The 11,792-nt window shown below is 72.8% G+C and carries 10 protein-coding genes; 5 read left to right on the plus strand and 5 right to left on the minus strand.

The genetic code is table 11. The features are described 5' to 3' along the window. Nucleotides 1–182: 182 nt before the first annotated feature. The 5 genes from ACQEV1_RS19250 to ACQEV1_RS19270 are packed head-to-tail and all read right to left on the minus strand — an operon-like array spanning nucleotide 183 to nucleotide 7,392. Nucleotides 183–2,987, minus strand: coding sequence for a DUF5682 family protein (locus ACQEV1_RS19250; protein ID WP_433394955.1), 2,805 nt, complete (start codon nucleotides 2,985–2,987; stop codon nucleotides 183–185). After that, nucleotides 2,984–4,102, minus strand: a complete 1,119-nt coding sequence (locus ACQEV1_RS19255; RefSeq protein WP_433394957.1) for an ATP-binding protein — start codon at nucleotides 4,100–4,102, stop codon at nucleotides 2,984–2,986. The genes ACQEV1_RS19250 and ACQEV1_RS19255 overlap by 4 nt, the downstream gene beginning before the upstream one ends. Before the next feature lie 13 nt (nucleotides 4,103–4,115). Further along, nucleotides 4,116–5,405, minus strand: a complete 1,290-nt coding sequence (locus tag ACQEV1_RS19260) for a vWA domain-containing protein (RefSeq protein WP_433394959.1) — start codon at nucleotides 5,403–5,405, stop codon at nucleotides 4,116–4,118. Continuing rightward, nucleotides 5,402–6,898 (minus strand): hypothetical protein, encoded by a 1,497-nt coding sequence (locus ACQEV1_RS19265; RefSeq protein WP_433394961.1) that lies wholly within the window; start codon nucleotides 6,896–6,898, stop codon nucleotides 5,402–5,404. Before ACQEV1_RS19265 ends, ACQEV1_RS19260 begins: the two co-directional genes overlap by 4 nt. Continuing rightward, nucleotides 6,898–7,392, minus strand: a complete 495-nt coding sequence (locus ACQEV1_RS19270; RefSeq protein ID WP_433394963.1) for a hypothetical protein — start codon at nucleotides 7,390–7,392, stop codon at nucleotides 6,898–6,900. The genes ACQEV1_RS19265 and ACQEV1_RS19270 overlap by 1 nt, the downstream gene beginning before the upstream one ends. A gap of 116 nt (nucleotides 7,393–7,508) precedes the next feature. Here ACQEV1_RS19270 and ACQEV1_RS19275 point away from each other — a divergent pair, with 116 nt between their 5' ends. From ACQEV1_RS19275 to ACQEV1_RS19295, 5 genes are all read left to right on the plus strand, one after another. Next, on the plus strand, nucleotides 7,509–8,468 hold the full coding sequence (locus ACQEV1_RS19275; protein WP_433394965.1) for a sigma-70 family RNA polymerase sigma factor: 960 nt from the start codon (nucleotides 7,509–7,511) through the stop codon (nucleotides 8,466–8,468). Nucleotides 8,469–8,531: 63 nt separating this feature from the next. Next, a complete protein-coding gene (locus ACQEV1_RS19280) occupies nucleotides 8,532–9,983 on the plus strand; it encodes a DHA2 family efflux MFS transporter permease subunit (RefSeq protein ID WP_433394967.1) in 1,452 nt (483 codons plus the stop codon). Further along, nucleotides 9,980–10,276 carry a hypothetical protein gene (locus ACQEV1_RS19285; RefSeq protein ID WP_433394969.1) on the plus strand — a complete coding sequence of 99 codons (297 nt, stop codon included), beginning with the start codon at nucleotides 9,980–9,982 and terminating at the stop codon, nucleotides 10,274–10,276. Before ACQEV1_RS19280 ends, ACQEV1_RS19285 begins: the two co-directional genes overlap by 4 nt. A gap of 51 nt (nucleotides 10,277–10,327) precedes the next feature. Next, on the plus strand, nucleotides 10,328–10,840 hold the full coding sequence (locus tag ACQEV1_RS19290) for an NUDIX domain-containing protein (protein WP_285616929.1): 513 nt from the start codon (nucleotides 10,328–10,330) through the stop codon (nucleotides 10,838–10,840). A gap of 35 nt (nucleotides 10,841–10,875) precedes the next feature. Continuing rightward, nucleotides 10,876–11,790 carry an AAA family ATPase gene (locus ACQEV1_RS19295; RefSeq protein WP_285616928.1) on the plus strand — a complete coding sequence of 305 codons (915 nt, stop codon included), beginning with the start codon at nucleotides 10,876–10,878 and terminating at the stop codon, nucleotides 11,788–11,790. Nucleotides 11,791–11,792: the final 2 nt, after the last annotated feature.

Genomic DNA, 11,792 nt, shown 5'->3' on the forward strand with positions numbered 1-11,792 from the left:
GGCTGGGCCCGGGAAACGGCTCCGCGTTCGCGTGGACGATCGCCATCGCGGGCCGTTGCCGAGGCCCGCGCGCCGCTCGCCGAGCGACCCGAGACCGACCGGGAGCGGTTCGACCGGGCGCTCGTTCGCCGCGGCCGTGATCGACATGGCCGTGCGGTGGATCGGCCGGCCGAGCCGGCGCATCATGGGTTCGCCTGATGCGCCGGGCAGCCGAGCAGTGCCGCGACGGCCTCGGCGGTCTCCGGGTGCCGGGCCGACAGCGCCGCCGCCTCGGCTTCGCCCGGCCGGAGCGGGGCGCCGGCCGTACGGTCGTAGCCGAGCAGGTCCGCCACCGCCTCGTACGACGCCGGGTGGGCGGCCAGCAGGTCCGCCACCGGCCCGGCCGGCACCGGTTCCGCCGGAGCAGGGGCGGGCCGCTCCGACCACGGCGGCACCCACGTGTCGACGCCCGCCAGGGTGCCGGGGAACGTGCGGCCCGCCTCGCGGACGAGGACCGGCACGAGTTCCCGTGCGTTGTCGCGCAGCGTGGTGATCAACGTGGGCAGCCAGGGGAGCAGGACGGTGTCGGGGAGCCGGGCGAACGCCTTGGAGATCACCTCGACCACCAGCGGCGTCAGCGCCGGTACCGGTTCGAGCGCCTGGACGAACCCGCTGATGTACTGAGGGAACGTCGGGACGATCAGCGGATTCGCCAGCAGGTCGTCGCACCGGGTGCGCAGGTCGGCCTGGGACAGCAGGCCCAGCTGGGAGCTCGCGGCCCACAGCAGCGCCACCTTCGCGGGCGCCTCCGGATGCGACTGGCGTACGGCGAGTTCGAGCTGGGCGTGGTCGCAGCCGAAGGACAGCGCCAGGCTCTCCATCCCGAACAGGAACCCGAGCATGGCCGCCACCTGCCGCACGCCGGTGTCGTCGTCGGTGAACGCGGTCGGCAACAGCGTGCAGTAGTGGGCGTACCCCGTGGTCACGAACGCCTCGCACCACCGGGGCAACGCGGGCCGCGTCGCCCGGTAGTGCGCGAGCAGCCGGCGCATGCGGCGAAGCACCTCCGGCGCGTCGTCGACCGTGCGTTCGGCGGACAGCAGCTCCACGGCCCGCGCGCCCAGCTCGTCGGTGAGCCGGCCGCCGCCGAGGTAGAGGAGGGACTGCTCGACCGCGTCGAGCGCGACGGACGCGGTGGCGTGCTCGGCGTGCACGGCGCGCCGGAGCCGCTGTTCGAGCACCTGCTCGACGCTGACGCCCTCGTACCCCAGCTCGATGAGCGAACGCTGGTTGCGGCCGATCGCGAGGTCCCAGCTCTCCTGGATCGAGCGCTCGCCGAGCCGGCGCGAGCCCATGATCGGGCGTACGGCGTCGTCGGGCAGCAGGTGACGCAGGATCCACAGCAGCTGGGAGCACGGCGCCAGCTCGGGCCGCGCGCCGAGGTCGATCAGGGCCCGCTGGATCGTGCGCTTCTCCAGGTCGAGCCCCAGGGGCGCGAGCCGGTCGAGGACATCGCGCGCCAGCGGCGGCAGCGCGTCGTACCCGACCTGGCCGATCCGGTCACCGCCGAGGAGGATCTCGCAGAGGCGGCGCACGTCGCGCCGGCCGGGCACGACGTCCTTCTCGATGCACGTGATCGCGGCGTCCTGGAAGTCGTACGGGGTGGGGCGCCGGCGGCCCCGCAGCCCGGCGAGCAGGACGGACGTCTCGAACACCGCGATCGCGTCGGCCGTGCTGGCGAGGTAGCCGTTGCGCCGGGCCAGCCCGACGATGCCGGTGCACCAGCCGAGCAGCTCGTCCTCGTCAACGGCGTCGAGTGCCGGCGGCGCGGCCAGGAAGCCGGACAGCCGGTCGGCGACCGGCTCCGGCGGCGCCGGGACGGGATTCTTCGCGGGTTCGCGGGTGCCCTTCTGGCCCTTCAGGCGGTACGGCGTGACGCGTGCGTGCCGTCGCGCCTTGTCCCACGTGGCGGCGGCGATCGACACCGAGCCGGAGGCCAGGCCGAACTGCGCCTCGATGGCCGCGTGGCTGGACGGGATCAGCCCGTAGAGCCAGCGGGTGCCCGTCCGCGGGCTGATCTCGAACGGCTCGGCGTCGCCGTCGAGGCCGAACTGCGCGACCGTGCTGGCCGCGTGGAAGGCGCCGCAGACGTACAGGCAGTCGGCCGGGTCGGCGCCGGAGGAGGCGAGGTGCTCGCGCATGCGGGTCCACATGTACCGTTCGCGGTCCTCTTCGACCCCGAGGCCGCGCCGGCCGGGCCGCAGCCGGCGGAACAGGCTGCCGATCAGGACCATGACCTGGCGGTACGTGGCGTAGTCCGCGCCGATCAGCGGCTGCTCGACGTACTGGTCCCACCACTCGGACCAGTGCCGGACCCGGCCGTGGTGGAGCAGGTGCTCCTCCAGCTCGGCGAAGCCGGGCCGCAGGTCGCCGATCTCGAGGCCGACGGCGTCGCCGTGCAGCGCCGCGTCGTCCTCAGAATCGGTCTCCGCCTCCGGGGCCGCCGTCCCGGCGGGCGCGTCCGGTTCCCACTGGAACACGTGGTCGGTCGAACGGTCCACCAGCACCAGCTCGACACCCGGAGTGTCGAGGGCGTACGCGATGGCCTGGTACTCCGCGGACGCCTCGGTGATGGGCGCCACCACGCTGAGCGGCGCCGCCTCCGGCGGGAACCCGTCGATCTCCGACGCGAACGCCTGCAACGCGACCGGCAGGCGGCAGTTGCGCAGCTCGTCCAGCAGCGGTCGCAGGTCCTCGCACAGCTCCAGGTAGACGACCTTGGGCTGCTTGTCGCGCAGCCGCTTCGCCATCGCGAGCGCCGACGCCGGCGAGTGGTGGCACACCGGAAAGATCTCGAGCCGCTCGGACAGCGCGCGGTCGACGTCGTCGACCATGCCCGAGAGGATCCCCGGCACGGCGCTCGGACCGCCGGCGAACGCCTCGGCGGCGGTCGTCAGCTGCTCGCGCAGCGCGTCGAAGGTGCCGGACGCACCATGCCGGTCGCTCATGACAGGGTGGCGATCGCCTCGCGGCCGCCTTCGAGGAAGGCGTGCCACGGACCGTCCTTGTCCTTCTTGCCGCGCGGCTCGACCACGCCGTGCCAGAACTTGTTCAAGATGGCGAGGTCCTCGGGGCTGCGCCGGGCCAGCGACCCGACGAGCGAGCTCGCGAGCGTCTCGGCGCGGAGCGAGCTGTCGCCGAAGAAGCGGCTGTGCAGGATGGCGTCTTCTAGCACGCCGATCTGCTCGGCGGTCGACAGCGCGGACTCCAGCCGCTCATCGTCGCTGGTGGCCGACGCCGAGGCCGCCCGCAGGTCGGCGAAGCTCTCCAGCAGGACGTCCAGCAGCGTGGGCGGCACCTCCAGCTCGATCCGGTGCCGGCGCATCAGCTCGGTGGTGCGGAACCGGATGATCTCGGCCTCGCTGCGCTTGTTGGTCACCACCGGGATGCGGACGAAGTTGAACCGGCGCTTCAGCGCCGAGGACAGGTCGTTGACGCCGCGGTCGCGGCTGTTGGCCGTCGCGATGATCGAGAACCCGGGCTGGGCGAAGACGATGTTGTCGCGGTCGAGCTCCGGGATGGAGACGTACTTCTCGGACAGGATCGAGATCAGCGCGTCCTGCACGTCACTGGTCGAGCGGGTCAGCTCCTCGAACCGGCCGATCACGCCCTGCTCCATCGCGGTCATGATCGGCGAAGGGATCATCGACTCGCGCGACTGGCCCTTGGCGATCACCATTGAGACGTTCCAGGAGTACTTGACGTGGTCCTCCGTGGTGCCCGCCGTACCCTGCACGACCAGGGTGGAGTTGCGGGAGATCGCGGCGGACAGCAGCTCGGCCAGCCAGCTCTTGCCGGTGCCCGGGTCGCCGATCAGCAGCAGGCCGCGGTCGGACGCCAGGGTGACGATGCCGCGCTCGACGAAGGTCCGGTCGCCGAACCACTTCTGCGGGATCTCCCGGTCGAGGCCGTCGGACCGCGTCGACCCGAGCACGAACGTGCGCACCATGCGGGGGCTGAGCCGCCAGGAGAACGGCTTTGGCCCGTCGTCGACGGACTCCAGCCAGTCGAGCTCCTCGGCGTACTTGACCTCGGCTGGGGCGCGGAGCATGTCATCGGTCATGATCGTTTCTCTCCTAGGCGAGGAAGTTCTTGAGCTCGAACACGAGCTTGCGGATGTGTCCTGAGATCACGGGAGTGCCGAGGTCCTTGAACCGCTGGCGGAACCAGGGGTTCACGCTCTGCCGGCCCGAGCTGTTCACCGAGCCGACCGGGATGAACTTCACCCCCGAGCGGTGCACCGCCTCGATGCCGTCGAACAGCGGCTGGGACCGGTCGAACTCGTAGAAGTCGGAGATCCACACCATCACGGTGTCGCGCGGGTTGGAGATCTTCGGCCGGGCCATCGCCATCGCCACCGGCCCGTCGTTGCCGCCGCCGAGGTTGGTCCGCAGCAGCACCTCGAACGGATCGTGCACCCATGGCGTCAGGTCGAGCGCCCGGGTGTCGTACGCGATCAGGTGCACGTCGACCTTGGGCAGGCCCGCGAAGATCGACGCGAGGATCGTGCAGTTGACCATCGAGTCGACCATCGAGCCCGACTGGTCGACCACCACGATCAGCCGGGCCGGCGTGGTGCGCTTGGCGGTGTGCCGGTAGAACAGCCGGTCGACGTAGAGGCGTTCGTCCTCGGGGCTGTAGTTGGTGAGGTTCTTCCAGATCGTGCGCTGGAGGTCGAGGTTGCGGAAGACCCGCTTCGGCGGCACCGAACGGTCGAGGGTGCCCGCGCTCGTCTGCTGGACCTGCGTGCGCAGCACCTGCGCGACCTCGTCGACGTAGCGGCGGATCAGCGACTTGGCGTTGGCGAGGGCGACGCCCGACAGGTTGGACTTGTCGCGCAGCAGCTGCTCGATCAGCGACATGCTGGGCGTCAGGCGGCTCGCCAGCGCCGGGTCGGCCAGCACCTCGCGGAGCCGCATGCGGCGTACGAGGTCGCCCTCCAGCTCCGACAGCGTGCCGGCCAGCCCGCCCGCGCACTCCTCGCCGAGCGCTTCGCGGAGCCGGCCCGCGTCCTTCTGCCAGCTCGCGAGCTGCGTGGCCGTGACGCTGCCCGAGCCGGTGGCGAACACGCTGAGGAGCAGCTTCGACATCAGCGCCGCCCGGCGTACGCGATCGCCTCCCCCCTCGCCACCCGCCATCAGGCCGCGCAGTTCGTCGCCCAGCTCGGGGAAGCGCTGGATGAGGTTGTCCACCGAGAGGGACGGGTCGAGCAGCGCGGTCGGCAGCCCGACGTCGTCGACGATGGCCACGCTCGCCGTCTCCAGCGCGGGCTGCTCGTCGGCGTCGAACACCCGGGCCAGCAGCCGCCAGTAGAGGACCTGACGGCGCGTCTCGTCGCCCGGGGCGGTGATGGGTGTCTCGGTCATCGTCGCAGCAGCCGTCCCGCCCGCTCTCGGAGCACGGCGACCGCGTCGCCGGCCTTGGCCTCGGCCTTCACGACCTTCGGGTCGGTGGGCCCCATCGCCCAGTCGCCGCCGTGCGCCTCGAACGGCTTGCGCTTCAGCGTGCCGCGTACGGCGAGCGGCTGGAGCGTCCACCGGCCGCCGTCCCAGCGGACCAGGCCGACGCACGCCTCGGCGGCGGTCACCATCGCCGGGGTCAGCGGCCCGAGGCCCGGCAGCCGGTCCAGGTCGAGCGCGAGCGTGTGGCCGTCCAGCTCGACGGCGCCGTCGCCGGTCCGATGGCCCTCCACCAGCACGGGCTCGGCGATGCGCACCGGGTGGCGCTCCAGCGGCGGCACGGCCGGGAAGGCGGCCTCCGGCAGCAGCACGCGGGCGGTGACGAACGGGTCGGCGGGTTCGGCCAGGGCGGCGCGGTCGTCGTGCCAGATCAGGTCGCCGCTCGCCGCCAGGGGCATGTCCGTGATGTCCAGACCGCGGCGCTCGGCCAGGGCGCCGAGCAGCGTCGGATGCGCGTCCAGCAGCCGCCACACCGCCGGGCCGACGATCGTGTCCACCTTCGCGGCGCCCACGCTGACGCGTACGACGCGCGGCCGAGCCCCTCCGGCGGGTTCGAGGACCGCGTGGACCTGCGCCTGGACCGCGGTGGCGTGCTCGTGCACGTCGACGCCGAGGATCAGCAGCCGCCCCGACACCTGCGTGGGCTCCTCCCGGCCGGCCGACCCCTGTTCTTCCCGACCAACCGGCCCCGACCGACCTCGCGGTTCTTCCCGACCAACCAGCCCCGACCGACCTCCCGGTTCTTCCCGACCAACCAGCCCCGACCGACCTCCCGGGCGGCAGAGCAGCAGTGCCCGTGCCCAGAGGTCGGCCCAGCGCCGCACCGGCAGCCGCTCCATCGTGGCCACGGGCGAGGAGGCCCGCAGTTCGGCGGCGAGGCCGTCGAGCAGCACCGCGAGCCGCCGCGCGCCGGGGTCGGCGAGCAGCGCCTCGACGGCCTGGTCGGAGGCGGAGACGAGATCGTGGTCGACGCCCCGCCATCCGGTGATGGCCAGCTCCTGGAGCCAGGAGCGGGCGGCGCCGAGCAGGGGAGCCTCGGCATCGGTCTCGATCGCGGCCTCGGCCCAGCCGGCCCTCGTACGGCCGAGCGCGGCGTCGAGCCGGCCGAGCAGGGCGTCGTGGACGGCGCCGAACAGCGCGGTGCGCCCTCCGGCCAGTGCCGCGAGGTGCTCGTCCGTGACGGAACCGGCGGCGATCTTTTCGGCGGCCTCGCGCACGGCCGGGCCGAGCGGTGTCGCGTCCAGGGCGCCGGCCAGCGCGGTCAGCGCCGCGGATCGCTCCCCGCCGAGCCGGCCGAGCCCGTGTGCGAGGGCGTCGTCGAACCCGGCCACCAGGTCGAGCGCCTCCTCCGTGCCGTCCGGCGCCGCGCCGGTCAGCTCGGCGAGCTGGACCCCGAGCATCAGCGGACCTCCGCGGAGACGGCCGGGAACCAGTGCATCTCGGCGATCGGCGCCGTGCTGCCGGGGAGCTCGAGGTAGGCCAGATGCCGCAGGAAACGGCTGAACACCCCGGCCGCCGGCGCGGCCTCGCGGGTGCCGTCCAGGCGGCTCATCAGGTCGTCGTCGTCACCGGCCTCCACGCGCAGGTAGCGGGTGACGCGGTCGAGGCCGTACTGCAGCACGGCCTCGTCGGCGAGCGCCCGCAGGTGCTTGCACGGGGAGCCGCCCGACAGCCCGCCGCACGGGCGGTTGTTGTTGGTGCTGCAGCTGAACCCGTGGGTGGCGGCGCTGATCGAGGAGACGTAGACGCGGGCGAGGTCCGAACCGCTCGACACGACGCCCTGCAGCCGTCCGTCCGCCAGTTCGACGAAGGGGACTTTGCCCAGCTTGCGGGGGCGTACGGGTCGCACGACCGGCTCGGCGCTGCGCCGCTCCCAGGCGGCTGTTTCGATCATGAACGGAAGCTATCGAAGGACCCCGACAGTTCCGCGTGACCGAGGCCGCGATGAATTCCGGGCGGCCGCCGGGTCCGTACCTGTGACGGGTCCGGACCACGGTGAAAGGGGACCGCATGACGGTGGACGTGGACGAGGGGGAGTTCGTCAGGCTCACCGGCTCATACCGGAGAGAACTTCTGGTCTTCTGCTACTCGATGCTCGGCTCGGCGGAGGACGCCGAGGACCTGGTGCAGGAGACCTACCTCCGGGCGTGGCGTTCATTCGGCGGCTTCGAGGGCCGGTCCTCGCCGCGCACCTGGCTCTATCGCATCGCCACGAACCGGTGCATGACCGCCCTCGAACGCCGGGAGCGCCGGCCGATGCCGTCCGGGCTCGGCGGTCCGGCGGAGGACCCGGAAACGCCGCTGACCACCGATCCCCGGGTCGTGTGGCTCCAGCCGCTGCCCGAGGTGGTGCCGGGCGACCCGGCGACGGTCGTCGAGCGGCGTGACGGAGTGCGGCTGGCGCTCGTGGCGGCCATGCAGCACCTGTCGGCCCGCCAGCGCGCCGTGCTGATCCTCCGGGAGGTGCTCGCCTGGCGCGCCGCCGAGGCGGCGGAGGTCCTCGGCATGACGCCGACGGCGGTCAACAGCGCCCTCCAGCACGCGCGAGCGCGCCTGGGCCGCGCCGCGGCCGTGGAGGAGGACCTCACCGAGCCCGCCGAGGCCGGCCGCCGCGCCCTGCTCGGACGCTATGTCAAGGCCTTCGAGAACGCCGACGTCGCCGGACTGGTGGCCCTGCTGCACGAGGACGCGGTGATGGAGATGCCGCCGTACCTGACCTGGTTCGCCGGACGCGCGGCGGTCACCGGCTTCCTCAGGCGCAGATGCCTGACGACGCCGGGGCGCTTCCGCATGGTCCCCGTGTCGGCCAATGGGCAGCCGGCGGCGGCCGCGTACGAGCGGGAACCGGACGGCATCTACCGGGCCCACGGAGTGCAGGTGCTGACCGTACGGGGCGGGGCGATCAGCCGGATCGACGCCTTCCTCGACCCCGGGCTGCCATCCGCCTTCGGGCTACCCGCCACCGCGTGATGAATCCGGCGCCCCACCCGGGTCCCTATTTCCGGCAGACCGAACCACGAAACGGAGCTCATGATGCCGGAAACGACACCGACGACCGCCCGGGTCGGCGGGCCGCCGCGGGAGCGCACCCGCGACGCCCCGATGCCCCGCGCCCGGGTGGTCTGGACGATGGTGCTGGCCCCCATCGGGGTCTTCCTGACCTCGCTCGACATCGTCGTGGTGGCTACGGCGTTGCCGGTGGTCCGCACGCACCTGCACGCGAGTCTCGCCGACCTCGAGTGGACGATCAACGCCTACAACCTGGTGCTCGCCTGCCTGCTGATGACGGGCGCGGCGCTGGGCGACCGGTTCGGCCGACGGCGGGTGTTCGTCATCGGGCTGGTGGCGTTCAGCCTGGCCTCGGCGGCGGCGGCACTGTCCTCGACCGCCGGGACGCTCATCACCGCCCGGATGGCACAGGGCGTCGGCGCCGCCGTGGTGATGCCGCTGACCCTGACCTTGATCATCGACGCGTTCCCGACCGGACGGCGCGGAGCGGCCATCGGCGTCTGGGGCGGGGTGACCGGGCTGGGGGTGGCGGCCGGCCCGGTCGTCGGCGGCGCCATCACCGAAGGACTGTCCTGGCAGTGGATCTTCTGGGTGAACGTCCCGATCGGCCTGGTGGTGGCACTGCTGTCGGCATTGCGTCTGCGGGAGAGCCACGGCCCGCGCACCACGCTGGATCTGCCCGGTCTCGTGCTGGTGGGCGCGGGTGCGTTCGCATTGACCTGGGCTCCCGTACGTGCGCCGTCGGCCGGCTGGGGCAGCGCCGAGGTACTCGGCGCGCTGGCGATCGGTGTGGCGCTGCTCGCGGCGTTCGCCGCCTGGGAACGGCGGACGGCCCACCCCCTGCTGCCCTTCGGGCACTTCACCCGGCGGGGGTTCGCCGTCGCCAACGCCGTCGCCTTCGGCCAGCAGGTCTCCCTCATCGGCTCGCTGTTCATGATCTCCCAGTTGCTGCAGATCGGGATGGGCTACTCGCCGTTCGCCGCCGGGCTGCGCATCCTCGTCTGGAACGGCACGCTCATGGTGGTCGCCCCGGTCGCGGGCGCCCTGGCGGACCGGTTCGGCGACCGCCCGATCATGGCCGTCGGCATGGCGCTGCAGGCCGCCGGGCTCGGCTGGCTCGCGGAGGTCACCCGGCCGGGGGTGACGTACGGCACCCTCGTGCTGCCGCTGATCGTGGCGGGTGTGGGCATCTCCATGGGCTTCCCGACAGTGGCCAACATGGTGACCGGCGCGGTGTCCACCGACGATGCCGGAGTGGCGGCGGGCACCAACAGCTCCCTCCGCGAGCTGGGCAGCGTCTTCGGCGTCGCGATCGTCGCGGTCGTCTTCGCCGGCCACGGCGGATACGCCTCGCCCGCGGTCTTCATCGACGGATTCCGGCCGGCCATGGCCGTCGCCGCCGCGATCGCCCTGGCCGCGGTCCTGCCCGCCGCACTCGGACCCGCACGACCCACCACGCGAAAGGACGCGTCATGATGAGGATCATCCGTTACCGGACCCGGCCCGAGGCGGCCGAGGAGAACCAGCGGCTCGTGGAGAAGGTGTTCGCCGAGCTGCGTGCGGAGAGGCCGGACGGGCTGCGCTATGCCACGTTCCGCCTGGCCGACGGGGTGAGCTTCGTCCACGTCGTCGCTTACGAGGGCGACGGCGATCCGCTCGGCGCATCGGCCGCCTTCGCGGCGTTCCAACAGGGCATCGGCGACCGGGTCGCCGCGCCGCCGGAGGCCGGCGAGGTCACGCTCGTGGGGTCCTACCGCCTCCTCGACTGAGCGGCGGGCGGAGGACCGGACACATCCGGCCCGATCGGTAGCCTTCTGCGGGTGACCGATGACGTGCAGGGCGACCGTCCGGCGGTGACGCGACCGGCCGGCTTCGTCGAGCCGGAGATCTACTACGCCGGGCTCCCCGCCGCCTACGTCGCGGCCGGAGCGCTGATCACCGACCCCACCGGGCGGGTCCTGCTGGTCAAACCCCACTATCTCGACCACTGGCTGATGCCCGGCGGCACGGCCGACGAGGGCGAGCCGCCCGAGGCCACCTGCGCCCGTGAGGTGAAGGAGGAGATCGGCCTCGACCTGCCGGTCGGGCCGCTGCTGCTCGTCGGCTGGGCGCCCGCCCGCGCTCCGCGGCCCCGCCCCATCGTGACCTTCATCTTCGACGGCGGCGAGCTCGACGGCCCCGAGCGGATCCGGCTGCAGGAGGACGAGCTGGACGACCACGCCTTCTTCCCGCCGGACGAGGCCCGTCGCAGGCTCGGCCGCGTCGGGCGCCGGCTTCCGCCCGCGCTGCACGCCCGCGAGACGAAGATCCCGTACTACCTGTCCGAGGCGTGAGCGTCCCGCCCCGGCGCGGGAAGTAGCCTTGATGCGTGCCGCATTCCACGTTGAACCCGGCGTCGGAGTTCGCGTCGCCGAAGGCTCTCAGTGAGGCCCTCGAAGCACACGCGTACCTGTCCGACGAGGGCCTCGCCACGGCCTGTTTCCTCGGCCTGCGCATGCGCCGGCCGCTGTTCCTGGAGGGGGAGGCGGGCGTCGGCAAGACCGAGCTGGCCAAGACGCTCGCCGCCGTCCTGGACGTCCCCCTGATCCGCCTGCAGTGCTATGAGGGCCTGGACGCCGCTCAGGCGCTGTACGACTGGGACTTCCCCCGCCAGCTCCTGCACCTGCGCGCCGCCGAGGCGGCCGGGGTCACGGACGTCGCGCGGCTGGAGTCGGAGCTGTACGACCGGCGCTTCCTCGTCTCGCGCCCCCTGCTACAGGCGCTGGAGACCTCGACGGAGGAGCGGCCGAGCGTCCTGCTCGTCGACGAGATCGACCGGGCCGACGACGAGTTCGAGGCGTTCCTGCTCGAAGTGCTGAGCGACTTCACGATCTCCATCCCCGAGCTCGGCACGATCAGTGCCCGGCGGCCCCCCGTGGTCGTCGTCACGTCGAACCGCACCCGCGAGGTGCACGACGCGCTCAAGCGCCGCTGCCTGTACCACTGGCTGGAGCACCCGGCCTTCGAACGCGAGGTGGCGATCATCCGCCGCAGGCTCCCGGAGGCGACCGAGACCCTCGTACGCCAGGTGGCGGGCGCCGCGGGCCGGCTGCGGGGGCTGGACCTGCTGAAGGCGCCGGGCATCGCGGAAAGCCTCGACTGGGCCGAGGCGCTCGTCGCCCTCGGCGCGCGCGACCTGGACCCGGAGACGGCCGCGGTGACGCTCGGCACCGTCCTGAAGTACCGCGAGGACACCGAGCGCGTCGTGCAGGGCGGCATCGAAGCGCTGTTCAACGGGGGCTGACC

Origin of the sequence: Actinoallomurus sp. CA-142502, assembly GCF_050936355.1 — a bacterium.
Lineage (GTDB): Bacteria > Actinomycetota > Actinomycetes > Streptosporangiales > Streptosporangiaceae > Actinoallomurus > Actinoallomurus iriomotensis.